General features: G+C 33.3%; 23 protein-coding genes. 14 read left to right on the top strand and 9 right to left on the bottom strand.

Annotated elements, in window-relative coordinates; translation table 11 throughout:
* Nucleotides 1-90: 90 nt before the first annotated feature.
* Nucleotides 91-531, bottom strand: coding sequence for an SACOL1771 family peroxiredoxin (locus tag SH09_RS04435; RefSeq protein ID WP_042738417.1), 441 nt, complete (start codon nucleotides 529-531; stop codon nucleotides 91-93).
* Nucleotides 532-610: 79 nt separating this feature from the next.
* Here SH09_RS04435 and SH09_RS04440 point away from each other — a divergent pair, with 79 nt between their 5' ends.
* Entirely contained in the window at nucleotides 611-1357 is a 747-nt protein-coding gene (locus SH09_RS04440; protein WP_042738418.1) for a glycerophosphodiester phosphodiesterase, read from the top strand.
* A 66-nt stretch (nucleotides 1358-1423) separates the two neighbouring features.
* On the opposite strand, the gene SH09_RS04445 is transcribed toward SH09_RS04440, so the two are convergent.
* The 3 genes from SH09_RS04445 to SH09_RS04455 all read right to left on the bottom strand — a co-directional run bounded on the left by SH09_RS04445 (nucleotide 1424) and on the right by SH09_RS04455 (nucleotide 3481).
* Nucleotides 1424-1951, bottom strand: a complete 528-nt coding sequence (locus tag SH09_RS04445; protein ID WP_042738419.1) for a GNAT family N-acetyltransferase — start codon at nucleotides 1949-1951, stop codon at nucleotides 1424-1426.
* A gap of 208 nt (nucleotides 1952-2159) precedes the next feature.
* Nucleotides 2160-2762, bottom strand: coding sequence for a 30S ribosomal protein S4 (rpsD, locus tag SH09_RS04450; protein WP_042738420.1), 603 nt, complete (start codon nucleotides 2760-2762; stop codon nucleotides 2160-2162).
* 254 nt (nucleotides 2763-3016) lie between these two features.
* The gene (locus tag SH09_RS04455; protein ID WP_042738421.1) at nucleotides 3017-3481 is read right to left on the bottom strand and encodes a GAF domain-containing protein; all 465 of its coding nucleotides are present in this window, start codon (nucleotides 3479-3481) and stop codon (nucleotides 3017-3019) included.
* Nucleotides 3482-3708: 227 nt separating this feature from the next.
* Here SH09_RS04455 and ezrA point away from each other — a divergent pair, with 227 nt between their 5' ends.
* The 7 genes from ezrA to SH09_RS04490 all read left to right on the top strand — a co-directional run bounded on the left by ezrA (nucleotide 3709) and on the right by SH09_RS04490 (nucleotide 12113).
* Nucleotides 3709-5400 (top strand): septation ring formation regulator EzrA, encoded by a 1692-nt coding sequence (gene ezrA, locus SH09_RS04460; protein ID WP_042738422.1) that lies wholly within the window; start codon nucleotides 3709-3711, stop codon nucleotides 5398-5400.
* Nucleotides 5401-5642: 242 nt separating this feature from the next.
* Nucleotides 5643-6779 carry a cysteine desulfurase family protein gene (locus SH09_RS04465; RefSeq protein ID WP_042738423.1) on the top strand — a complete coding sequence of 379 codons (1137 nt, stop codon included), beginning with the start codon at nucleotides 5643-5645 and terminating at the stop codon, nucleotides 6777-6779.
* The gene (gene thiI / locus SH09_RS04470) at nucleotides 6776-7999 is read left to right on the top strand and encodes a tRNA uracil 4-sulfurtransferase ThiI (protein ID WP_042738424.1); all 1224 of its coding nucleotides are present in this window, start codon (nucleotides 6776-6778) and stop codon (nucleotides 7997-7999) included. Before SH09_RS04465 ends, thiI begins: the two co-directional genes overlap by 4 nt.
* Before the next feature lie 78 nt (nucleotides 8000-8077).
* Nucleotides 8078-8851 carry a sulfite exporter TauE/SafE family protein gene (locus tag SH09_RS04475; protein ID WP_042738425.1) on the top strand — a complete coding sequence of 258 codons (774 nt, stop codon included), beginning with the start codon at nucleotides 8078-8080 and terminating at the stop codon, nucleotides 8849-8851.
* Between the two features lie 357 nt (nucleotides 8852-9208).
* Nucleotides 9209-9703 (top strand): thiol peroxidase, encoded by a 495-nt coding sequence (tpx, locus tag SH09_RS04480; protein ID WP_042738426.1) that lies wholly within the window; start codon nucleotides 9209-9211, stop codon nucleotides 9701-9703.
* Between the two features lie 169 nt (nucleotides 9704-9872).
* Nucleotides 9873-10826 carry a class I SAM-dependent methyltransferase gene (locus SH09_RS04485; protein WP_042738427.1) on the top strand — a complete coding sequence of 318 codons (954 nt, stop codon included), beginning with the start codon at nucleotides 9873-9875 and terminating at the stop codon, nucleotides 10824-10826.
* An 87-nt stretch (nucleotides 10827-10913) separates the two neighbouring features.
* Nucleotides 10914-12113 carry an acetate kinase gene (locus SH09_RS04490; RefSeq protein ID WP_042738428.1) on the top strand — a complete coding sequence of 400 codons (1200 nt, stop codon included), beginning with the start codon at nucleotides 10914-10916 and terminating at the stop codon, nucleotides 12111-12113.
* Nucleotides 12114-12253: 140 nt separating this feature from the next.
* Here the strand turns inward: SH09_RS04490 and SH09_RS04495 are convergent, their stop codons facing one another.
* Together SH09_RS04495 and SH09_RS04500 are read right to left on the bottom strand one after the other, a co-directional pair.
* Nucleotides 12254-13426, bottom strand: a complete 1173-nt coding sequence (locus tag SH09_RS04495) for an esterase-like activity of phytase family protein (protein WP_042738429.1) — start codon at nucleotides 13424-13426, stop codon at nucleotides 12254-12256.
* 359 nt (nucleotides 13427-13785) lie between these two features.
* On the bottom strand, nucleotides 13786-14289 hold the full coding sequence (locus tag SH09_RS04500) for a universal stress protein (protein ID WP_042738430.1): 504 nt from the start codon (nucleotides 14287-14289) through the stop codon (nucleotides 13786-13788).
* Nucleotides 14290-14432: 143 nt separating this feature from the next.
* On the opposite strand from SH09_RS04500, the gene ald reads away from it, so the two are divergent.
* On the top strand, nucleotides 14433-15548 hold the full coding sequence (gene ald, locus SH09_RS04505) for an alanine dehydrogenase (RefSeq protein WP_042738431.1): 1116 nt from the start codon (nucleotides 14433-14435) through the stop codon (nucleotides 15546-15548).
* A gap of 140 nt (nucleotides 15549-15688) precedes the next feature.
* Here ald and SH09_RS04510 read toward each other — a convergent pair whose 3' ends face one another.
* Complete coding sequence (locus SH09_RS04510) at nucleotides 15689-16318, bottom strand: copper homeostasis protein CutC (RefSeq protein WP_042738432.1); 630 nt, start codon at nucleotides 16316-16318, stop codon at nucleotides 15689-15691.
* On the bottom strand, nucleotides 16315-17367 hold the full coding sequence (locus SH09_RS04515) for a M24 family metallopeptidase (RefSeq protein ID WP_042738433.1): 1053 nt from the start codon (nucleotides 17365-17367) through the stop codon (nucleotides 16315-16317). The genes SH09_RS04510 and SH09_RS04515 overlap by 4 nt, the downstream gene beginning before the upstream one ends.
* Nucleotides 17368-17557: 190 nt before the next feature.
* Here SH09_RS04515 and SH09_RS04520 point away from each other — a divergent pair, with 190 nt between their 5' ends.
* Nucleotides 17558-18247: a metal-dependent hydrolase gene (locus tag SH09_RS04520; protein ID WP_042738434.1), complete on the top strand. Its 690-nt coding sequence runs from the start codon at nucleotides 17558-17560 to the stop codon at nucleotides 18245-18247.
* Between the two features lie 280 nt (nucleotides 18248-18527).
* On the opposite strand, the gene SH09_RS04525 is transcribed toward SH09_RS04520, so the two are convergent.
* Entirely contained in the window at nucleotides 18528-18941 is a 414-nt protein-coding gene (locus SH09_RS04525; RefSeq protein ID WP_042738435.1) for a universal stress protein, read from the bottom strand.
* Nucleotides 18942-19171: 230 nt separating this feature from the next.
* Here SH09_RS04525 and SH09_RS04530 point away from each other — a divergent pair, with 230 nt between their 5' ends.
* From SH09_RS04530 to ystJ, 4 genes are all read left to right on the top strand, one after another.
* The gene (locus SH09_RS04530; protein ID WP_042738436.1) at nucleotides 19172-20464 is read left to right on the top strand and encodes a DRTGG domain-containing protein; all 1293 of its coding nucleotides are present in this window, start codon (nucleotides 19172-19174) and stop codon (nucleotides 20462-20464) included.
* A gap of 38 nt (nucleotides 20465-20502) precedes the next feature.
* Complete coding sequence (locus tag SH09_RS04535; RefSeq protein ID WP_042738437.1) at nucleotides 20503-21438, top strand: DHH family phosphoesterase; 936 nt, start codon at nucleotides 20503-20505, stop codon at nucleotides 21436-21438.
* 21 nt (nucleotides 21439-21459) lie between these two features.
* A complete protein-coding gene (locus SH09_RS04540; protein WP_042738438.1) occupies nucleotides 21460-24660 on the top strand; it encodes a DNA polymerase III subunit alpha in 3201 nt (1066 codons plus the stop codon).
* 249 nt (nucleotides 24661-24909) lie between these two features.
* Entirely contained in the window at nucleotides 24910-26142 is a 1233-nt protein-coding gene (gene ystJ, locus SH09_RS04545; protein WP_042738439.1) for an NAD(P)-dependent malic enzyme, read from the top strand.
* The last annotated feature ends 11 nt before the right edge of the window (nucleotides 26143-26153 follow it).

The following is a 26153-nucleotide window of genomic DNA, read 5'->3' on the forward strand; positions in this document are numbered from 1 at the left end:
TTTTTTGAAAATTAACAAAATACAAAAGTAATGTAAGGGCATACATTGCTTTTGTATTCAATTTCTATATCGAAAATAAAAAAATTTAAATTATTTTATTTTAGGTTGTATTTTTACGTTAACGTTGCCGCGAATTGAATTCGAAATCATACAATTATTATCAGCAATTTTTAATAATTTATCTAATTTCTTTGCTAATTGTTCTTTTTGCGTAGATTTAACACTAATAATAGGGTAATGAGTTATTGTATCCATTTTAAATTTTGAATTTTCGAATAGGGCAGTCCCACTTGAAAATTGTTCGATTTCAATTGACTCAAAGCCTGCGCGTTCTAATACCGCAGCAAGTGAAATAATGTAACAAGATGCAGCAGCAGAAACTAGTAATTCGTCTGGATTTGTCCCTGTTCCGTTACCACCTAAGCCAGCAGGTATTGATATTTGTTCTGTTAATACATCTCCATTAAGATCACCAACAGACTCACGTCCACCTGACCAGTGAGTTGTGACGTTAAAATCATGCTTTACCATTATAATTGACCTCCAGTTTAAATGTGTTAATTTATAGTTTAGATTATAATATGAAATAAAGGAAGAGAGGCGCTTTACAATGACCGATCAAAAACCGAGAAGTTTGGATGACATTAAACTCATTGCGCATAGGGGATTATCGACGCAATACCCAGAAAATACGCGTATTGCATTTGAAGCAGCACTAGAATCAAATGAAGTGGATATATTAGAAATTGATATACATAAAACAATAGATGATCAATTAGTTGTGATTCATGATCCTTCCATCGATCGTACATCGAATGGTACGGCGAAAATAAAAAATAATACTTTAGAAGAATTACAACAATATGATTACGGTTTTTGGAAAGAAATCAAATATGCAAATCAAAAGTTGTTAGTATTAGATGATGTATTAGAACTTATTGCACGGTCATCCAAGGGGTTAATGATAGAAGTAAAGCAACCGCAACAATATCTTGATATTGAAAATATATTAATCAATAAATTGCAACAGTGGAATATAGACAGTAATAAAATATCGATACAGTCCTTTAATAAGAAGTTTATTAAAGCGCTCGCCGCTAAAGACGTGCCATATAAACTAGGGGTGTTGATTAATCGTAAGAAGCATTGGTACAAAAAGCCTCGATTTAAAAAGATTTCAGAATATGCTTCCTTTGTAAATGCACACCAATCTGTTGTGTCAAAACATTTTATCCATAAGGCGCATCGGTATGATTTAAATGTTTATGCATACACAGTAAATGATACCTATAAAGCTGAGAAACTTTTACGTTATCCACTTCAAGGTTTAGTTTCTGATAATCCTGAATTACTGTAAAATGAATTAAAGGTCTAAAACATATGATTATCGTAAGTGATAATCTAGTTTTAGACCTTTTTATAATTATTTGATATGTGATAAATCATTGTCGAAATGGTTGATCCAATTCTTTTTAAATAAGCCCATGATATAACAATCACTATATTCACCGCGTGTATAGAAGTGTTCTAATAATGTCCCTTCAATAGCAAAGTTTTGTGACTGATATATATGTACTGCTTTATCATTATTGATATCAACATATAAATATACCTTATGTAAATTTAATACTAAAAACGCGTAATCAATGGCCATTTTAAAGGCGCTTTTAGCATACCCCTTACCACTAAAGTCAGGATCAACAATAATTTGTATCTCACAATTACTATGAACAAAGTTGATTTCTACTAATTCAACAATACCTATGCGTGTATTATCGACTTCGATAATAAAACGTCTTTCTGATTCATCATGTAAATGTTTCTTGTACAATGATTGTAGTTCGCTTAAAGATTGGTAAGGTTCTTCAAACCAATATGACATAATAGAGTATTCATTATTTAAATGATGGACAAATTCTAAATCTGTTTCTTCTAATGCTCTAATAATCAAGCATATCACTCCTTTAATTATAGAATAAAGAAATGATTATAAAATGTAAAATGTTTAATAAAATAATTATATTATAGAATGTATGATTTGCAATGTGGTTGGTTGATTCTATAACAATATATTTAGTGAGAGAAGAAAGGGGAGCACAATGATTGATAAAAAAACCCAAGAACAAATGAATGCTCTTGGGTTTGCAAGATAAAAGAAATTATCTTGAGTAGTACTCAACGATAAGTTGTTCGTTGATTTCAGCAGGTAATTCACTACGTTCTGGAACGCGGATATATTTACCTTTTAAGTTGTCAGCATCAAATTCTAAGTAATCTGGTACAAAGTTATTGATTTCAACTGATTCAGCAATGATATCTAATTTTTGAGATTTTTCACGTACTGAAATTTCTTGACCTGGTTTTAATGTGTAAGATGGGATATCTACACGTTTACCGTCAACTTCAACGTGACCGTGGTTAACTAATTGACGTGCTTGACGACGAGTACGAGCTAAACCTAAAGCATATACAACTGCATCTAAACGAGCAGCTAATAATTGCATGAAGTTTTCACCGTGTACACCATGTTGTTTACCAGCAGTTTCGAATGTGTTACGGAATTGTCTTTCAGTCATTCCATATAAGTAACGTAATTTTTGTTTCTCACGTAATTGTAAACCATATTCTGATAATTTTTTACGTTGGTTAGGACCGTGTTGACCTGGTGCGTAAGGACGCTTTTCTAATTCTTTACCAGTACCACTTAATGAGATACCTAAACGACGAGATTTTTTCCAACTTGAACCTCTGAATCGAGCCATAATAAGACTCCTCCTTTTTCTTTTTTGTTGTTATGAAAAAACAAAAAAGAGTGTTGCATGCTTACTTGGATATATTGTTTTATGTGTCCTCGCCTTATAGCTACGGTTACACGGCACGCCCGCATCGGGAACAACATAGAGCCAACTAATATACAACTGCTATTTTCGTTTATTCACACAAAGTACATTTTAACACGCTATATCAATCTGTCAATAGTTAATCCTAGTTTAAACTAAATACTGAGCATGTTTGATTATGAAATTTGTTGTTCAATCACTTTGACAATCGCTTCTAATTCGGTTTGATCAGTTGTTGTAAATCGACCAATGATAGGTGCATCAATATCTAGTACACCAATCACTGTACCATCTTTGTGTATGGGTACTACCACTTCTGATTTACTGTTGGCATCACATGCAATATGACCAGGAAATGCATTAACATCTTCAACTAATTGTGATTTGTCTTCAGCAACTGCAGTGCCACATACGCCTTTGCCCACAGCAATATGGACACAAGCAGGATGACCTTGGAAAGGACCTAAGATGAGTTCACCATTTTCCATTAAATAGAAACCGACCCAGTTAATTTGGTCCAGATTATCATTTAACAATGCAGAGACATTACTGAGTATTGCAATGACATTTGATTCATCTTCAATTAAACTTGCAACTTGCTTTCTTAATAAACTATAATTTGTTTCTTTTACTTCGGTCATCTTTATTACCTCACTTTTTACTTTTCATTTAGTATAAAGACTGTTTTAATAGTAATCAATCAAATGATTTGGAAGGGTTTTATCAATCGGACTTATAAAATTTATAATATTGAGTTTGATTTGCTTATTAAAATAAAATAAATTCTTAACAATTCATCTATTTCTATTTTAATGAAGTGGGTAAGTACGTTATAATAGGTAGTGATAAAATAGGAGGAGAAGAACATATGGCGTTGTATATCATTTTAGCAATTATTGTTATAGTACTGATTATTATCGGTGTATTATTCTATATGCGTTCTAATAAAAGCCAAATGATTGAAAAGGCTGAAGAACGAAAGGCTGAGGTAGAAAAATTACCATACGATGAAAGTGTATCTCAGTTATCAAATTTAACATTAACAGGTGAAACAAAATCTACATATGATCGCCTAAACAAAACGTCAGAAGACAGCAAACAGCAATACTTGAAACCACTTGACGAAAAAATCCATAACGCAGAAGGTTTATTATATAAATTTAAATTTTCACAAGCTCAAACAGAAATAGATGAAGCGCATGAGTTAATGGATCAATACGAAGAGAATTATAAAAAAGTAACTGCTGATGTTGAACAAATTCAATCTGTACATAAACAAAACGACAAATTATATGAAGCATGCAAAGTGGATTATCGTGAGATGAAACGAGATGTTCTAGCAAACCGACACCAATTTGGAGAAGCAGCAGAACCGTTAGAACAAGAAATTGAATCATTTGTGCCTGAAATGGAACAGTATGAAGCTTTAAAGGAAGAAGGCAATTATAATCAAGCTCACGATCATATCAAATTATTAAATGAAGATATGAATTACTTGAAAAAGGACATGACTGAAATCCCTGACTTGATTAGGGAAGCTCAAAAAGAATTACCAGGTCAATTCCAAGATTTGAAATATGGCTGTAGAGACTTGAAAGTTGAAGGTTATGATCTTGATCACGTGAAGGTCGATAGTAATTTGCAAACTTTAAAAACGGAATTGAGTTTTGTTGAGCCTATGATTAGTCGTTTAGAACTGGATGACGCGAACGATAAGTTAAACAGTATTAATGATCGTTTAGACGAAATGTATGAATTGATTGAACATGAAGTGAAAGCGAAAAATGATGTAGAAGAAACAAAAGAAGTCATTACAGATAATTTATTTAGAGCAAAGGAAATGAATTATACATTACAAACTGAAATTGAATATGTACGTGAAAATTACTATATTAACGAAAGTGATGTTCAAAATGTACGACAGTTTGAAAATGAAATTCAGAATCTAATTTCTGTATATGATGAAATATTAAAGGAAATGTCAAAGACTGCTGTAAGATATAGTGAAGTTCAAGATAACTTGAAATACATTGAAGAACATGTTGAAGTTATTAATGACAAACAAGAAAAATTACAAAACCATCTTATTCAATTACGTGAAGATGAGGCTGAAGCCGAAGAAAATATCTTACGCGTCCAAAGTAAAAAAGAAGAAGTATATCGAAAGCTACTTGCATCTAATTTACCAAGTGTACCTGAAAGATTTATTATTATGAAAAATGAAATTGACTACGAAGTAAGAGAGGTCAATAAAAAGTTCAGTGTGCGTCCAATTCATGTGAAGCAGTTAAAGGATAAAGTAGCTAAAGTCGTATTACAAATGAATAAATTTGAAGACGAAGCTACAGATGTCTTGGTAAATGCAGTTTATGCAGAGAAATTAATCGAATATGGTAATCGTTACCGTAAAGATAATTCAGGCGTAGATAAGAGCTTGAATGAAGCAGAACGATTATTTAAAAATAATAGATATAAACGTTCAATTGAAATTTCAGAACAAGCTTTAGAAAGTGTTGAGCCTGGTGTTACAAAGCACATTGAGTCTCAAGTGACTGGTTAATTATTTTTAAATGTAGAACGGTAGATGAAAGACACGAAATGATTTTATTATTTCGTGTCTTTTCTTTTTTGGAAATACGAGTATAATGCTAAAAGGGTAAGTACATTTATAAATGTACTATTAAATATTAAGGAACTTTAAATCATTTAGGTAATGTTTAATTTGTAAGATAAATTATATTCTAGGTTATAAATATTACCAATTCCATGATAAGTAATAAATTAATTGAGGAGGATAACGTTGTGATATATCTTGATAATGCTGCTACGACCAAACCAAATCAAGATGTTTTAGATACATTTTTAAAGGTGAATCAATCGCTATATTTTAATCCTAATAGTCCACATCAGGCTGGTTTACAAGCAGAACAATTATTAAATCAAGCTAAGGCACAAATCAAATCATTGTTTAATTTAGATAATGAATTTGATATTATTTTTACAAGTGGCGCGACAGAATCAAATAATATTGCACTACAAGGTGTTGCACGTAAGAAAAAATTATTTGCAAATGAAATTATAACCTCGGTTTTGGAACATCCTTCAGTATTAGAAGTGGTCCGTGCTTTAGAAGAAGAAGGCTTTACGATTAAATATGTTGATGTTACTAAAGAAGGTCAAATAGACCTTAAACATTTACAGAGTTTAATGAATGATAAGGTAGGCTTAGTGACTTGTATGCATGTCAATAATATTATGGGACAAATACAACCAATTACAGAAATTGTAGATATTGTCAGTGCATATCCTAAAGCACATTTACATGTAGATGCAGTGCAAGCAGTCGGCAAAGTGCCGTTAATTTTTGATGGTGTGGATACTTTGAGTTTAAGTGGGCATAAGTTTAATGGTCTAAAAGGACAAGGTGTACTATTTGTTCGTAATAGACATGAAATCATACCTGTCATGCAAGGTGGAGGTCAGGAATATGGCTTGCGTAGTGGGACAGTTAATTTACCAGTCGATATTTCTATTGTTAAAGCCTTGAAATATGCTGTACAGCACACGCAATCATTAAATAGACAACTCAATCAATACAATGAACAGATCAAGGCTTATATACAGAACTTTCCCAATGTAATCATTAATTCACCAAGTGCAGCTGCACCACATATCATAAATATTGGGTTCCCAGGTGTTAAAGGTGAAGTATTAGTGAATGCCTTCTCAAAACACAATGTTATGTTATCAACAACAAGTGCATGTTCGTCTAAGAAATCAAGTTTAAATGAAGTACTATTGGCAATGGGTATACCAGCAATTCAAATCGAAGGAAGTATTCGAATATCATTAGGCGCTAATACGACAGACAATGATATTGAAACCTTTAAAGATAAATTTAAAGCAGTATATGAAGAAGTAAGGGAGTTGTTAAAATGATATATGATCATTTATTAGTAAGGTATGGCGAATTAACATTAAAAGGTGCAAATCGTAAGATGTTCGTCAATCAATTACGTTCAAATGTAAAGCGTTCATTAATGCCATTACAAGGGTATAAAGTGAAAGCTAATAGAGATAGAATGTATATCGAACTAGAAGAAGGTGCAGATATTAAAGAAATGAGTCAAAGGCTATCGAAAGTCTTTGGCATATATTCTATCAGTCCAGTCCTAAAAATAGACAAAACTATGGATGCTATTAAGGAGCAAGCAATTGAATTTGCTAAAGGATATAATGACGGTGACACTTTCAAGATTGACGTGAAACGTTCAGATAAACAATTTCCATATGATACTTATGAAATACAACGAGAAGTTGGTGGCGCTGTATTACAAGGGGCTGAACATGTATCTGTCAATGTTCGCAACCCAGACCATACGATAAAGGTAGAGGTACGCTTAGACGCAGTGTATATTTATGATGAAGTTATTCCAGGGGCGGGCGGCTTGCCTGTTGGCACTGGTGGAAAGACATTATTGATGTTATCTGGTGGTATTGATTCTCCGGTTGCAGGTATGGAAGTCATGCGCCGCGGTGTTACGATTGAAGCGATTCACTTTCATAGTCCGCCGTTTACAAGTGAGAAAGCAAAGGAAAAGGTTATTGAACTGACACGTATCTTATCTGCACATGTGGGTCCTATCAAATTGCATATTGTGCCATTCACCACATTACAGAAACAAGTAAATAAAGTGGTTCATGAACGTTATACAATGACGTCTACAAGACGAATGATGATGCGTGTTGCTGATAAATTAGTACATCAAATTGATGCTAATGCTATCGTAAATGGTGAGAATTTAGGGCAAGTCGCAAGTCAAACGTTAAAGAGTATGTATGCAATTAATCATGTCACTTCTACGCCTGTATTACGTCCATTGTTAACTTTGGATAAAGAAGAAATTGTTAAAAAGGCTAAAGCAATTGGCACTTATGACGTGTCAATTCAACCATTTGAAGATTGTTGCACGATTTTCACGCCAAAGAATCCTGTTACTGAACCTGATTTTGATAAAGTTGAAAAGTATGAAGATGGCTTTGATTTTGAACCACTTGTTCAAGAAGCGGTGGATGGTATTGAAACACTAACTATAACTAAAGATTATCAAAGTGATAAAGATACAGAAACACAAGCACTGGCAGACGATTTATTTTAATTCATGAAATATGTACGTCAAGCTTAGGTAGCTAAAGTGTAAACTGTTTTGAAATCATGAATATAAAGGGGTAATCAAATGTTAGAGTGGAATGTATCAATAGTAATTATAGTGATATTATTAGGATTTTTAGCAGCATTTATAGATGCTGTTGTGGGCGGTGGTGGACTGATTTCTATCCCTGCATTATTAGCAGTCGGAATGCAACCCTCAATGGCGTTGGGTACGAATAAATTAGCCAGTGCCTTTGGTTCGATGACGAGCGCATTTAGATTTTTGCGCTCTGGTAAAGTAGATTTAAAGATAGTTGCTAAACTGTTCCCGATTATTTTTGTCATGGCAATGATTGGGGCAAGTGTTGCTACATTTCTACCTGCTGAACTTTTAAAGCCGGTTGTAATTGTAGTGTTAACATTAGTGATGATATACACATTAGTGAAAAAGGACTGGGGCAGTGTACGAACATTTACGAAACTTAGTCTAGGTAAGGCCATTTTATTTGTTTCACTTATGTGTTTAATTGGTTTCTATGATGGTTTCCTCGGTGGAGGTACCGGTTCGTTTATGTTATTTGTTTTATTAATGTTTGGCTTTGATTTTTTAGGTGCAGCTGGTAATGCAAAAGTACTTAATTTTGCTTCGAACCTAGGTGCACTCATCTTGTTTATTTGTCTACATGAAGTTGATTATTTTTATGGTTTGATTATGGCAGTAAGCATGATTGCAGGGTCTTATGTTGGCGCACAATTTGCTATTAAAAAAGGTGTAGGCTATGTAAAAGGATTATTTATAGTTGTAACTGCCATTTTAATTATTAAAAATATTTATGATTATATTACACAAATGTCATAAGTTCTAATGATATCAATTCAATATAAATAGGGGATGGCCGCATCATTAACATGTATTGTTAATGATGCGGTCTTTGTTGTTAGTAGCACTGTTTATATGTATTAAATTATTTCAATTAACATAAAAAATCTTGTAAGATAGTTGGAGTTTGATGTTGCGTAAAATGAACGCATTAATCGTTATTCAATATGAGTTATTATATAATTGGGATAATGATAAAGTGACATTTATTTTGAAAAAATGAATGATTTGTATTATTTAAAGTAATTATAAACGATTTTAAATCAGGAAATTTTATTTCAAGACTATAAAAAGTTATAATGTAAAGGAAAGCACTTATTTATAGGAGGCGTACAAATGACGCAAATTACATTTAAACAAGAACCAATGACATTATCAGGCTCACAAGTAAACGAAGGAGATGTGGCTCCGGACTTTACAGTATTAGACAACGACTTAAATGCGGTGAATTTATCAACTTATGATGGCCAAAAGAAATTAATTAGTGTTGTGCCATCTATAGATACAGGTGTATGTGATCAACAAACACGTAAATTTAACGAAGAAGCAGCACAAGAAGAAGGTGTTGTATTAACGATTTCTGCTGATTTACCATTTGCACAAAAAAGATGGTGTGCAGCTAATGGTTTAGATAACGTAGTTACTTTAAGTGACCATAAAGATCTTTCATTTGGTAAAAATTATGGTGTAGTAATGGATGACTTACGTTTATTAGCACGTTCAGTATTCGTTTTAGATAAAGATAATAAAGTTGTTTATACTGAAATCGTTCCAGAAGGAACTGATTTCCCTGATTTCGAATCTGCATTAGCAGCATATAAAAACTTATAATTTAATAAATGTGTGATTGAAAAACTTTTAACTTAGTAACTGTAGTTTAACAATCAAACAGTATCATTGACATTATAAAGCATACTGTCCATAATTATTTGGTAATATGAGTTAGTTATTAACTTATTTCAAACGAATTATGGACAGTTTTTTTAGAAAGGACTATTAAATGGCACAAGAAGAAACAGTAACAATAATGGAAAAATTATTTAAAGCGCTTGACGAAAAGGCAAAATCATTAAATGAGGAAAATGGTCAAAGTTTTATTGAAAACTTAGGGCTAGCTATGGAAGATATATATAGAAATAATAGAGACCTTTTAGAACAGGCTACATTACAAGATCGTAGAAAGGCATTTCAATTTTCTTATCTAAGCTTACTACAACAAGAAGATATACAAGCGAACCACCAAATCACACCTGACTCTATTGGTTTGATTCTTGGATTTTTAGCACAACGTTTTTTAAAGAAAAATGAAGAAATGCACATCGCAGATATCGCAAGTGGAGCAGGTCATTTAAGTGCTTCAGTACATGAAGTGTTATCTGATCATTCATTAATGCATCATTTAGTTGAAGTAGATCCAGTATTATCAAGAGTGAGCGTTCACTTAGCTAATTTCTTAGAAATACCATTTGATGTTTACCCACAAGATGCAATTATGCCACTGCCTTTTGAAGATGCAGACGTCGTTATTGGGGATTTACCTATTGGTTATTATCCAGTTGATGATCGAAGCCAAGAAATGGCACTGGGCTTTAAAGAGGGGCATAGTTATTCTCATCATTTATTAATAGAACAAGCAGTAACTGCATTGAAACAATCAGGTTACGCTTTCTTAGTAGTACCGAGCAATATCTTTGAAGGTGATAATGTGAAACAGTTACAGAATTTCATTGCAACAGAAACAGAAATGCAAGCATTTTTAAATTTACCTGCAACATTGTTTAAAAATGAAAATGCACGTAAATCAATATTAGTGCTACAGAAGAAAGAAGCTCAAATCACGAAACCTGTAGAAGTATTGCTTGCCAATATACCTGACTTTAAAAACCCACAACAGTTCCAGGCATTTTTACAAGATTTGAATGCATGGATGGAGCAAAATCACCCTGAAAATTAAACTGTAATACTCTTGAATTCAACCTGTATTAATGATTAAATAGATATGGATATAAAAAACTTAATTAAAATTGGAGGCATTATGTTTATGTCAAAATTAGTTTTGGCCATTAACGCTGGTAGTTCATCATTGAAATTTCAACTTATTGAAATGCCGGACGAAAATCTTGTTACTAAAGGACTTATCGAAAGAATTGGTTTAAAGGACTCTATTTTTACTATTGAAGTCAATGGAGAAAAAATTACAGAAGTAAACGATATCGCGAATCATGAAGATGCCGTAAATATTATGTTAGAAAGCTTTAAAAAGCATGGTATTATCGACAGTATTTATGATATAGATGGTACAGGTCATCGTGTTGTACATGGTGGAGAGCTATTCCCTGAATCAGTATATGTTACTGATGAAGTAGAAAAGCAAATCGAATCATTAAGCGAATTGGCACCATTACACAACCCTGCAAACTTAATGGGAATTCGTGCTTTCCGTAAATTGTTACCAGAAATTCCACATGTTGCTGTATTTGATACTTCATTCCACCAAACTATGCCTGAAAAATCATTCCTTTATAGTTTGCCATATCAATATTATGAAGAATACGGCATTAGAAAATACGGTTTCCATGGTACGAGCCATAAATATGTATCTCAACGTGCAGCTGAAATACTAGGTAAACCATTAGAAGAATTGCGTATTATTTCTTGTCATATTGGGAACGGTGCATCAATTGCTGCTATCGATGGCGGGGAATCTGTAGATACATCAATGGGATTCACACCATTAGCAGGTGTAACTATGGGTACGCGTTCAGGTAATATCGACCCTGCTTTAATTCCATTTATTATGGAAAAAACAGGTAAGAGTGCTGAAGAAGTATTAAACACATTGAACAAAGAATCAGGATTACTTGGTATTTCTGGAACTTCTAGTGATTTGCGTGACATCATTGAAGAGTCTAAAGAAGGTAAAGAAAGAGCGCAACTTGCATTAGACGTATTTGCATCTCGAATTCATAAATATATTGGTTCATATGCGACACGTATGCATGGCGTAGATGTTATTGTCTTTACTGCAGGTGTCGGTGAAAATTCTGATCCAGTAAGAGCCAAAGTATTAGAAGGTTTGGAATTTATGGGAGTTTACTGGGACGCTAAGAAGAATGAAGGTATCCACGGTGAAGAAGGCTTTATCAACTATCCACATTCTCCAGTAAAAGTCATTGTAATTCCTACAAATGAAGAAGTTATGATTGCAAGAGATGTTGTTGAATTTGGTAACGTTAAATAATAGTTACCTAGAGAAAATTAATATGATAAACGCTTCATAACATATTAGTAGTCACTCTATATTGTCTATAGGGTGACTACTTTTTTGTGAAATTATAAATTTATCATAAATATTGAATTGTTAAAATTACACAATTAGTTTTATTTATCTTCTGGTTGAACTTCAAAAGCAATTAATTCAGTTTTTTGTGATTGATTAAAGTTATTATCTGTCACAAGTACTAGACTGTCATTGCCATTTGGTAATTGCTTGCCAAATGTCATACCTTCAATGTTGTCAATCTTACCAATGTCCTGTTCATTTAGGTTGGCAACTAGTTGTTTATGAACAGGTTTGATTTTTTTATCCTTAATTGAGTCCATATTTTTTATTTCAGTAGCATTTTTAGTGTCAAATTTATAAATACGTACATAATTATGGTATGCTCCGTCAGCTGATTGGACACTTGCACGTTCCAATGCTAAAAATTCATGATTATTAATCGCTAGCATTTCGGAAATGCCATTTTCTGCTGTCTTATTTGCACCAGGATTACCAGGTACAGCATCGAGAGGGTATGCATATTCTGATATTAACTCACCATTACGATTATATTGAGTAATTCGTGAAAACGATCCAGAACGTGTAGTTGATATTTGTCCGTCTTGTAGCAGTGAACCTTCCATTGAAGTCCAAATTGACTGCCCGTCTGTTGAAAATGTGCTGCCTTCTAGCGCAAGGTTATTTCTAAAGCCATGTTTATTATCTTTATCCATTTTTATATTGTTTGTAATAGGTATGTCAGCAAGAAACTGACCGGTTGAATCAGCTTCTCTTATAAAGGGGTTTAAGCCTAAGGAACGGTCACCCTCACTCGTATATAATATGTTTTGTGTTATTGGATCTATTCTAACTGATTCTATGTCTGCCACTGCCTGATTCTCTTGGTGTTGGTATTTATTTTTATTTGGATAGCTTGAACCATCAGGTTGTTTAAATGTATGTACATTAGTGAATTTTGTGTGCTTAAAGCCATGTTGATTATAATTAATTTTTGCTTCGTAAAATCTTGCCGGACTCTTTTCTGAACGGTCATCACTTGCTAGATACCAATTGTTGTTTTTAGCATCGTACGAGATACCTGATAAACCACCAACAGTTGTGCCTTTGTATGATTGATTGTGAGGTATGGTTGTTGTATCTATCCATTTCAAATGTTCAACTGAATGGTTTTGTTGAGATTGAGCATCTATGTATGTAGGGGAGTTTAGAGTTGTAATTGAGATCATACCAATTGTAATACTAGAAATGATTAATTTGTTTAAATTGCGCATGCGCTTCATCCTTTCATTTTTAAGTTAAATCTATCATAAAGTAGATTTATGAAGTGAACATGAAGATAATTTATCAATTGGATTAATATGATAATTTTCATATTAATGCAACTTCAGGTTTGAGAAATTTACAGTGTAGGTGACGTGAAATTTTTAGTTTGAATGTTAGCTTTTGAAATTAGTAGGGTGATTTAAGTTATATCTTTAATGAATAAAAAATCGACAACTTCTATGTGATATCAATAGAAATTGTCGATTTTCATTTGTCTAAGTAATTATAACTTAGGCATTTATCTAGAAAATATTTGAGATTATATTACTGCGCGTCTAATGACCAACAAAGTAATATACAATCAATATTAACGAGCTTGGTATTGTGATCTGAATTCATCAGTTGCTACTTGTGGTTGGAAGTCCTCTGGGATTTCTTCAGTTCTAACGACTAATACATCACAAGGTGAATGGCGAACAATTGCTTCAGATACAGATCCTACGATAAAACGTTCAACAGCATTGAGTCCTGATGTACCACACATAATTAAATCTGCATCTACATCAGCAGCTAATTTTTTAGGAATAATAGCTTTAGGTGAACCAAATTCTAAGCGTGTTTCCACATTTGCGACACCTGCGTTTGTAGCGACTTCCTTATAGCCGTTGAGAAGATCTTCGGAAAAGTTCTTAGATTTCTCAGTGAACTGTGCATCATATACTTCATATGATGAGTAAGTTCTAGAATCAATTACATTTACGACTGTTAGTTTCGCGTCGTTACGTTTTGCAACATCTACAGCTTTGTTAAATGCCCATTCAGCTTCATGTGATCCATCTACAGCAATTAAAATATTTTTATAAGTTAGCATCACAATTACCTCCTTAATTCTTCTTGGTTATAGTATACCACCATTTACAGAATATTAACACAATTTAAATGTTGTAAAACTTCCCTAAACTATGATTGCGCTTTCATAAGATACGCGTTACTATAAATTTGGAGGTGGATGTAATGATTATTGGTATTCCAAAAGAAATAAAAAATAATGAAAACAGGGTGAGTCTTTCACCAAGTGGTGTTCACGCTTTAGTTGAACAAGGACATACTGTAATAGTTGAACAATCTGCAGGTTTGGGGTCATATTTTGAAGATGTTGACTATACAGAAGCAGGGGCTAAAATTGTTAAGGAACCATCCGAAGTATGGGACGTAGATATGGTGATGAAAGTTAAAGAACCATTGGAAGAAGAATTCCAATTCTTTAAAGAGGGGCTAATTTTATTCACTTATTTACATTTGGCAAACGAAGAAAAATTAACAAGAGCGTTATTAGACAATAAAGTGGTAGGTATTGCGTATGAAACTGTGCAATTACCTGATCGCTCATTGCCACTATTGACACCAATGAGTGAAGTAGCGGGACGTATGTCAGCTCAAATTGGTGCAGAGTTCTTACAAAAATATAAAGGCGGTATGGGTATCTTATTAGGTGGCGTACCGGGTGTATCTAAAGGCCGTGTATCTATTATTGGTGGTGGACAAGCCGGAACAAATGCAGCTAAAATTGCATTAGGACTTGGTGCAGATGTTACAATTTTAGATGTAAATCCAAAACGTTTACAAGAAATTGATGATTTGTTTGATGGTAGAGTGCATACTATCATGTCAAATCCTTTAAATATAGAGAATTGTGTTAAAGATAGTGATTTAGTTATCGGAGCAGTATTAATACCAGGTGCAAAAGCACCAAACTTGGTAACTGAAGAAATGGTTAAAGGTATGAGAGACGGGGCTGTAATTGTTGACATTGCCATTGACCAAGGTGGTATTTTTGAAACTACGGATCATATTACTACACATGATGCGCCAACATATAAAAAACATGGTGTTGTCCATTATGCTGTGGCAAATATGCCAGGTGCAGTTCCAAGAACATCAACGATTGCATTAAATAATGCTACATTACCATATGCACAACAGCTTGCTGGTAAAGGTTATTTAAAGGCTCTACAAGATAACCCAGCATTGGCATTAGGTTTAAATACTATTAATGGACAGTTGACAAACAAAGGCGTGGCAGAGGCATTTGATATGTCATACAGTGCAATTGATGCAGCCTTAAAATAAGCTTTATAATAAATTGACATGGATTGATAATAAATAAACAGATCATCACTTAGAGGTTATATACAATCGTTAGTGATGACCTGTTTTTTTGTTGTTATGAGTTATTTTAAGACGTTTTGCAAATAGTTTATAGGATACCCTTAAACTATTTTAGTACCATGTACTTCTTGGAAGGGGAAAGCGTCGAGTAAAGATTGAACATTATCTTTCGTTACGCCTCCTCCAGGCATAATTTCAATTTTTCCGCCAGAATTGACGACTAATTTTCCTAAATGATTTAAATTATCGAAAATATTAGTTCCAGCAGGACCGCCATGAGTTAATAAACGTGTGAATCCTAAATCGATTAATTGGTGTAATGCTTTGATTTGACCTCGTTGGTGAATCTCATCGAAAGCCATATGACAAACTGATTGAACCGGTGCGGCAAGTTGCTTTAAAGTCTTCATTTGCCATTCATTAAGTGTGTAATCTTCTGTTAGACATCCAAATACAAAATAATCGACATTGAGTGACTTTAATGCTTTGATATCACGCTGCATAATTTCAATATCATATAGACTATAGACGAAATTACCACCACGTGGTCTAATCATCACTGCCAGTTCAACATGATTGAGATGGCAAATTTCAGCCGCAATTTCTATCATACCATAGCTTGGTGTTGTACCACCCACTGCTAAATTATCGCATAATTCAATACGGTTAGCGCCATTTGCAATAGCTTCTTCAACTTGTTGAATCGTTTCTACTACAGCTTCTTTAATCATTTTTCATATCCTGTTAAAATTTCATAACCGTCTTCTGTAACTAAGATATCATCTTCAATACGTACTCCTGCAACACCAGGTACATATACACCAGGCTCCACAGTGACTACCATACCAGCCTCGAATTGATTGTTGTTTGAACTAGATACATCTTGATATTCATGCTCCTCTAAGCCTAAACCATGTCCAAGTCTGTGAGGGAAATATTCGCCATAACCCGCTTCGCTTATAATATTTCTAGCAATTGCATCAACATCTTTAATCGTGACACCAGGTTTAATTGCGGCGATTGCTTCTAGTTCAGCCTTTAATACCACATCATAGATAGCTTGCGCTTCTTTACTTGGAGTTCCAAATTGGACTGTTCGTGTCATATCACTGCAATAATTATCATAAATGACACCTAAATCAAATAACACAAATTCATCCTGTTGAAGCTTACGATTTCCAGGTGTACCGTGTGGTGACGCTGCATGATCGCCGAATAGGACCATCGTATCGAAACTCATTTCATTTACACCATAACGCTTAATTTCATTTTCAATATGATTGACAACTTCACGCTCTGTAACACCTTCTGATAAGTATGCTACGCCAATTTCAATACACTTATCTGCAAGTTCACATGCTTTTTTAATTTTTGTGATTTCACTGTCATTTTTAACGTTGCGTAGTGCTTTGATTGTTTGATCAATATCACCAAATTGATTGACATTAAATGCATTAATTAATTCACGTTGACGGTGTACTGTTAAGTGATGTGCTTCGATTAGCAATTTATTATACGTTGCATGATGTTTATCTAAAGCATTTTCAGTATCTAAATAACCAATGATTTCACCTTCGAAAGGAGAGTTCTTTACTTCGTCAACTTCTAGTTGTGGGCAAAATAAAATTTGTTCACCATTATTCTTAATTAATAATGCTAATAAACGCTCATGAGGATCACTTAAATAGCCTGTAAAATAAAAAATATTCAATGGTGTGGTAATCCATGCTGCATCAGCTTGCTGTTGCTGTAATTCGGTTGTAATTTGTTCTAATTTCATAAATTAAATCATCCTCCTGTATTCATGCTCACTACAATTTTATGTTAGTTTCTTGTGGAATTCAAAACTTTAATGTTTTTTTCAGGAAAATCTACATTATATAGTGAGCATTTAGGTTAGACTTGTGTTATAAAAATACGTTCACGTGGTATAGTAATTTCAAATAGACAATTGGGAGGATTTAACTAATATGAAATTATCTTTTCATGGACAATCAACAATATATTTTGAAGCTAATGGTAAGAAGGTAATCGTTGACCCATTTATTACAGGAAACGAGCTTTCAGATTTAGATCCTAGTACGTTAGAGGTTGATTATATTATTTTAACGCATGGTCATGGTGATCATTTTGGTGACACTGTTGAACTAGCCAATAGAAATCATGCTACTGTTATTGGATCTGCTGAACTAGCTGATTATATTACTACAAATAAAAATGTGGAAAATGTCAGACCGATGAATATTGGTGGTAAAGCTGAATTTGAATTTGGTAGCGTGAAATTTGTACAAGCATTTCATAGTTCAAGTCTAACTGATGATAATGGAATACCAGTTTATTTAGGTATGCCAATGGGCGTAGTATTAGAAATTGAAGGTAAGACGATTTATCACACAGGTGATACAGGTCTATTTAGTGATATGAAATTAATTGCGGATCGTCATCCAGTAGATATTTGCTTCGTACCCATCGGTGATAATTTCACTATGGGTATCGACGATGCAAGTTATGCAATAAATGAATTTATTAAACCGAAAGTGACGGTTCCAATTCACTATAATACATTTGATTTAATCAAACAGGATCCAAACGAGTTTAAAGCAGCAGTCTCAGTTGGTGAAGTACAAATATTAGAACCTGGTGAAGCTGTAAAATTTTAATTAATTAATAAGTTATGGAGAAATCGTATATATACGATTTCTCCATAACTTATTTTTTGTGTCTAAAGAAAATAGAATATTATTCCTAAACGTTACTTAAACAATAATTTATGGTTAGTGGATTTTTTAAGTAATGGATATTATGTTTCGTTAAAGGGGTTGTATGTAAAGAGTTACCGTAACTGTGCTAACGTTGCAGAGAAGATTATTTATAATATGAGGTATGATCAACAAAAATAAAAAGCCTGAAGAACTTTGTAGAACTTCAGACTTTTTAATATTACTTTACAATGAGTACAGGGATGTTCGCTCGTTTAGCAACTTTATGGCTTACGCTACCCAAGACGAATTTTTTCTTATCTTCGGCTTTTCGGTTACTTAAGACGACGATTTCGTATTTACCGCTATTTGCGTGTTTGACTAATTCTTCCTTGGCATTACCACGTACAATAATTTCATCATAGTTTATGCCATAATCATCTAGGGCATTACGTGTACTTTCTAAACCTTCACTACGTTTTTCAACAAGTTTATCTAGATGTACACCAGATTTGATTGAAGTTTGTGCGTCTTGTTCGCTAATTGCATTTAAAATCGTTACAATAGTACCTTCGCCTGATAATTTTGAAACTTGTTCTAAAGCTTTTTCATTTTTAAGTGTTGTATCTACACCGAGTAAAATATTTTTGAACATTCGTTCATCCCTCCTTAAATAGTATTTTAATAAAAGACTAATCATAATTGCAATTAAATTATAATAATTTACATATAAATATGGCAAAATAGAATTTTAATGCCAACTTTACTCCAAAGGAGACTAAAATTTATTATAAATCACTATATTTTGAATTGTTACATCGCATTTTTATATATAAAAAGTTATAATATCAGAGAAACGGTTCAAAAATAAATGAGGTTATTCACATGACAAAACATGAACAAATATTATCTTATATTGAATCACTCGCTATCGGGCAGAAAATTTCTGTTCGTAAAATAGCAAAGGACTTAAATGTTTCGGAGGGGACTGCTTACCGTGCAATCAAAGACGCAGGACAACTAGGGCTGGTTGCAACGATTGATAGAGTAGGTACTGTACGTATTGAAAAGAAATCAAGAGAGCAAATCGAACAATTGACCTTTGGTGAAATAGTAAAGATAATTGATGGACAAGTATTAGGCGGGCGTAATGGATTAATAAAAACATTGTCAAAATTTGCAATCGGCGCGATGGAGATAGAGGATGTAATTAAGTACTTAAGTGCACATACCTTGCTTATTGTAGGTAATAGAAAGGATGTCCAGTTAGCAGCATTGGAAAGAGGAAGTGCCGTGTTGATAACTGGTGGATTTAGCACTTCGAATGAGATTATTAAATATGCTGACGAACATGATTTACCGATTATTTCTTCGAATTATGATACTTACTTAGTAGCAAATATTATCAATAGAGCTATGTATAACCAAATGATTCGTAAGGAAATTTTGGTCGTTGAAGATATTGTAAAGTCCGTACAAGGTGATACAGTTATATTTGATCATATGACTTTGGCTGATTATAAAGATAAAGCTAAGAAAACTGGTCATACTCGTTTTCCAGTGATTGATGAAGATTGGCGTTTAGTTGGTATCGTAACCAGTAAGGAAATTATTAAGATGGATGAACAAGATACGATTGCTAATTATATGACTAAATCACCAATCAATGTTCAATTGTCGACCACAGTTGCTAATTGTGCGCATATGATGATTTGGGAAGGTATCGAATTATTGCCTGTAACAACGGTAAGTAAAAAGTTGATAGGGGTTATTACGAGAAAAGATGTATTAACTGCAATGCAATTATTGAGCAGACAACCTCAAGTAGGGGAAACAATTAACGACCAAATTGCTAAGCACATTACCATTGGTGGAGAAGGCATACAAGTTCAGATAACACCTTTATTAACGAACCAATTTGGTACATTAAGTAAAGCTGTTTTTGTTGCAATTATTGAAGAAACAATTAGATATGAAATTCGAAAACTAAAAAAACTAGAAGTGATGATTGAGAGTTTGAATATTATATATATTAAAACAGTACAAATCGAATCAGAATTAACGGTACAATATGACATGTTAGATGTTGGTAGAAACTTCGCGAAGTTAGAAGTTAAGATGTCGAATGAAGGACAACAAGTTGCTAAAGCGATGATTATTTGCCAAATGATAGATTAATGCAGAAAAAATCCATTTTAGAAAAGGAAGAGAGAGAAATGACAACAGAATTTAATGAAATAATGAATAAAATACAAGAAAGTGACACTGTAATTATTCATAGACACGTTAGACCAGACCCTGATGCATACGGTTCGCAATTAGGTTTACAGTCTTACTTGAAGTTAAAGTTTCCAGAGAAAAATATTTATGCTGTTGGAGAAGCTGAACCATCATTAGACTTTATTGGTACGTTTGATACGTTAACAAATGAAGATTACCAAGGAGCATTAGTCATTGTTTGTGACACTGCAAATGCGCCACGTATTAGTGATACACGATTTGATTTAGGTCAGTACCTTATTAAAATTGATCACCATCCCGCAGTGGATCAATACGGTGACTTAAATTATGTTAATGATCAAGCATCTTCTACAAGTGAAATTATATTTGATTTTATAAATCATTTTAACGATATATCATTGATAGATGCCGCAACAGCTAGATTGCTATATTTAGGTATCGTAGGAGATACAGGACGTTTCTTATTTAATAATACAACGTCGCATACGCTAGAAGTAGCTAGTCACTTATTACAGTTTCCGTTTAGTCATAATGAAGAACTGAATAAATTAGGTGAAAAGGATCCAGCCTTATTGCCATTCCAAGGCTATGTTTTACAAAATTTCGATTTAAATGATAAAGGTTTTTGTAAGGTCATCATTACAAAAGAGGTACTAAAGCAATTTGATATTGCACCAAATGAAGCATCATTATTTGTCAATGCGATTGCTGACATTAAAGGCTTGAAAATTTGGGTGTTTGGTGTGGATGAAGGCTCTGAAATCAGATGTCGCATTCGCTCTAAAGGTATTGTAATCAATGATATTGCTAGCGACTTTGGAGGCGGTGGTCATCCAAATGCTTCTGGTGTATCAGTTGCTGATTGGGATCGATTTAATGAATTAGCCGACGCATTAAATAATAAATTATAACAGTTTAGGAGGTATTTGCTGATGGTTGCCCATTTAAATATTCACACAACTTACGACTTATTAAATTCTAGTTTGAGAATTAATGATGTGGTTACTAAAGCCGTTAAAGAGGGGTATTCTGCTTTAGCGATAACAGATACAAATGTATTATATGGTTTACCGCAATTTTATGATGCTTGTATTGCAGCAAATATCAAACCTATTTTTGGTATGACGATATATTTAACTGATGGTTTAACTTCATTAGAAACCGTTGTACTTGCGAAGAATGAACAAGGCCTGCAGAACCTTTACATGCTTTCTTCAGCCATTAAAATGAAAGATAAAGAAGAAACGCCAGTTGAATGGTTAAAGAAATATGCAGCGGATTTTATTATTATTTTAAAAAAAGTAGATGAAGCACATCAAAATATTGTGGAAACGCTAGTTGAATTTGAAAATGTTTATGTGAACCAAGAGAGCATAACAACATTTGAATTGCCAATTGTATGGGCGCAATCTTCGCGATATTTAAATAGAGAAGACAATGAAACTATAGCTGCGTTATCAGCAATCAAAAATAATACTAAAATTGATTTAGTTCATGCTGCGCCAGATTATAATGAACATTTATTCAATAATGAAGAAGTTTCATCATTAGAAATTGATAAGGATGTATGGCATCGAACACAAAAAATTGCAACACTTTGCACTGCAGAATTACAATATCATCAATCACTATTACCAAAATTCGCTACGCCGAATGGACAAAGTTCTAAAGCTTATTTATGGTCTATGCTATCAAGTCAATTAGATAAACTGACACTAAACGATAAGCAATCTGTTGAGTATCAACAAAGATTAAAGCATGAATATGATGTTATCACTGGTATGGGATTTGAAGATTATTTCTTAATCGTAAGTGATTTAATACACTTTGCTAAAGCGAATGATATCTTTGTAGGGCCTGGGCGTGGTTCTGCAGCAGGGTCATTAGTCAGTTATTTATTAAATATAACAACGATAGATCCAATTCAATATAACTTGCTATTTGAACGTTTTTTAAATCCTGAACGTGTGACAATGCCTGATATCGATATAGACTTTGAAGATACAAAAAGAGATGAAGTGATTCAATATGTACAAGATAAATATGGTCCACACCATGTGGCGGGTATCGTTACATTTGGACATTTATTAGCAAGAGCTGTGGCAAGAGATGTTGGTAGAATCATGGGCTTTGATGAAATAACATTAAATGAAATTTCTAAACTTATACCTCATAAACTTGGAATTACTTTGGATCAAGCATATGAAATACCTGAATTTAAAGCATTTGTACATAGAAATCATAGACATGAGCGTTGGTTTGACTTAAGTAAAAAGTTAGAAGGGCTTCCTCGACATACATCAACACATGCGGCGGGAATTATAATAAATGATCATCCCTTATATGAGTATGTACCACTTACTAATGGTGATAATGGTTTATTAACACAATGGACGATGACGGAAGCAGAGCGTATAGGCTTATTGAAAATAGATTTCCTCGGCTTGCGTAATTTATCTATCATTCATCAAATTGTGAATCAAGTGAAAAAAGACAAAAATATTACAATCAATATAGAAGATATCCCTTTTGATGATCCAAAGGTCTTTGAATTATTATCGCGAGGAGATACAACAGGTATATTCCAACTTGAGTCAGATGGTATACGTAATGTTTTGAAAAAATTACAACCAGAACATTTTGAAGATATTGTTGCAGTTACTTCACTTTATAGACCAGGTCCTATGGAAGAAATTCCAACTTATATATCTAGAAGACATAACCCAGAAAAGGTTATATATCTGCATAAAGATTTAGCTCCAATCTTACAAAAGACCTTTGGAGTTATTATCTATCAAGAACAAATCATGCAAATCGCTAGTACTTTTGCAAACTTTAATTATGGTGAAGCGGACATTTTAAGGCGTGCGATGAGTAAGAAAAATCGTGCAGTATTAGAAAAAGAACGTAAGCATTTCGTAGATGGTGCGCTGCAAAATGGCTATGATGAAAGTTTAAGTAAACAAATTTTTGATTTAATACTGAAATTTGCTGATTATGGTTTTGCACGTGCGCATGCGGTGAGTTACTCAAAAATTGCTTATATCATGAGTTATCTAAAAGTACATCATCCGAACTATTTCTATGCAAATATCTTAAGTAATACGATTGGGAGTGAAAAGAAAACAGCCCAAATTATCGATGAAGCCAAACAGCAAAATATTAATATACTAAGTCCAAATATCAATTATAGTCATTGGTTCTATAAAGCAACAACAAAAGGTATTTATTTATCTATTGGCGCGATTAAAGGCGTGGGATATCAAAGTGTGAAATTGATTGTCGATGAACGCCATGCTAATGGACAATTTAAAGATTTTTTTGATTTTGCAAGAAGAATTCCAAAGCGAATCAAGACAAGAAAGTTATTCGAAGCATTAATATTAGTTGGTGCTTTTGATGATTTAGGTAAAAATAGGGCGACGCTACTTCAATCAATTGATCAAGTTTTAGATGATGTATCTAATGTTGAACAAGATGGATTTATATTTGACGTGTTAACACCTAAAGCCTCCTATGCAGAAACAGAGGAACTCGAAGATCAAGTATTAAGTGATTATGAAAAGGAATACTTAGGATTTTACGTTTCCACCCACCCTGTTGAAAAGGCGTTTGAACAAAAACAATATTTAGGTATTTTTAAATTAAATAATGCTAGAGACAATCAGCCGATTTTTATACAAATTGATAGTAGTCGTAGAATACGTACTAAAAAGGGTCAAAATATGGCCTTTGTAGTCCTCAATGATGGCATCAATACGCTAGATGGTGTGATGTTTCCAGATACCTTTAAAAGGTTTGAAACCGACATAGCTGATGGTGCAACCTATGTAGTAAGAGGTAAATTCGAACAACGTAATAATAAACGCCAGTTAATTATTCAACATATTGAAAGTATTGAGCATTTTGAATCAGAGAAATTAAACCATGCACAACAAATAGTCATCAGGAATGTAAATGACCTTACGGATATTCAACAAATATTGTCTCAGACTGAACATAATCAGATACCGGTAAATTATTATGATGAATCGACAAAACAATTAAAAACAATTGGACATATTTCTATTGAAAACAACCAAATTGCACTGTTGTTGAAAAAGCTATCACCATGGGATATAAGAATAATTTAACTTTATTCACCCTTTAAACTATGGTATAGTTGACTGATGGTTGAGTAATATTGACCATCAGTTTTAATTTTTAAAAAATTAAAAAATCAAACGATTAAATAATAAATATCTATATGTTTTTATTACAATCAATAACCCGCCAAATTTTTTACGATTTGGTAACGATATCATTTGTAATTTGCGTTATAGTGTAATAAAAATATATATGACGAATCATTATATTAAATGAATGTAAAGGGGTAGATTCACGTGACATTAAGAGACGAAGCTTTACAAATGCATAGAGAAAATCAAGGTAAATTAGAAGTAGCACCTAAAGTTAAAGTTACAAATAAAGAAGAGTTGAGTTTAGCGTATTCACCAGGTGTAGCTGAACCATGTAAGGAAATACATGAGGACCCTCGTAAAGTATTTGAATATACTATGAAAGGAAATACTGTAGCAGTAGTAACTGACGGTACGGCTGTATTAGGTTTAGGTAACATTGGTGCAGAAGCAAGTATTCCAGTTATGGAAGGTAAAGCTGTACTATTCAAGAGCTTTTCAGGAATTGACGGTGTACCAATTGCTTTAAATACTACGGATACAGACGAAATAGTGAATACAGTGAAACTTTTAGAACCAAACTACGGCGGTATTAACTTAGAAGATATTTCAGCGCCACGTTGCTTTGAGATAGAAGAACGCCTTAAAAAAGAAACTAAAATCCCGGTATTCCACGATGATCAACATGGTACAGCTATCGTTACTGTCGCTGGTATGATTAACGCATTAAGAATAGTTGATAAAGATCTATCTGACATTAAAGTTGTATTAAATGGTGCAGGCGCAGCAGGCATTGCAATCGTTAAACTATTATATTCTTATGGCGTACGAGATATGATTATGTGCGATTCTAAAGGTGCGATCTATGAAGGTCGAGACTATGGTATGAATGATACTAAGGCTTATGTTGCTAAATGGACTAACAGAGATAAAAAAGATGGTAGCTTAAACGACATCATTCAAGATGCAGATGTATTTATTGGTGTTTCTGTGGCCGATTTATTAACAAAAGAAATGGTAGAATCTATGGCAGATGATCCAATTATCTTCGCAATGGCAAATCCTAATCCTGAGATTAAACCGGATATTGCTAAAGCAGCAGGTGCAAAAGTGATTGGAACAGGTCGTTCTGACTATCCAAACCAAATTAACAATGTATTAGCGTTCCCAGGTATTTTTAGAGGTGCTTTAGATGTAGAAGCAACACATATTAACGAAGAAATGAAACAAGCAGCCGTAGAAGCGATTGCTAATTTAATTGAGCCTGATGAATTGAATGCAGATTATTGTATTCCAGGACCGTTTGATAAACGCGTTGCACCGTCTGTTGCAAGAGAAGTTGCAAAAGCAGCAATGGAATCAGGTGTCGCAAGAGTTGATGTTGATCCTGAATCAATTTATGATAAGACAATGAAATTAACAGATTTAGATAAATAATAATCATAATT

This window comes from Staphylococcus gallinarum, assembly GCF_000875895.1.
Lineage (GTDB): Bacteria > Bacillota > Bacilli > Staphylococcales > Staphylococcaceae > Staphylococcus > Staphylococcus gallinarum.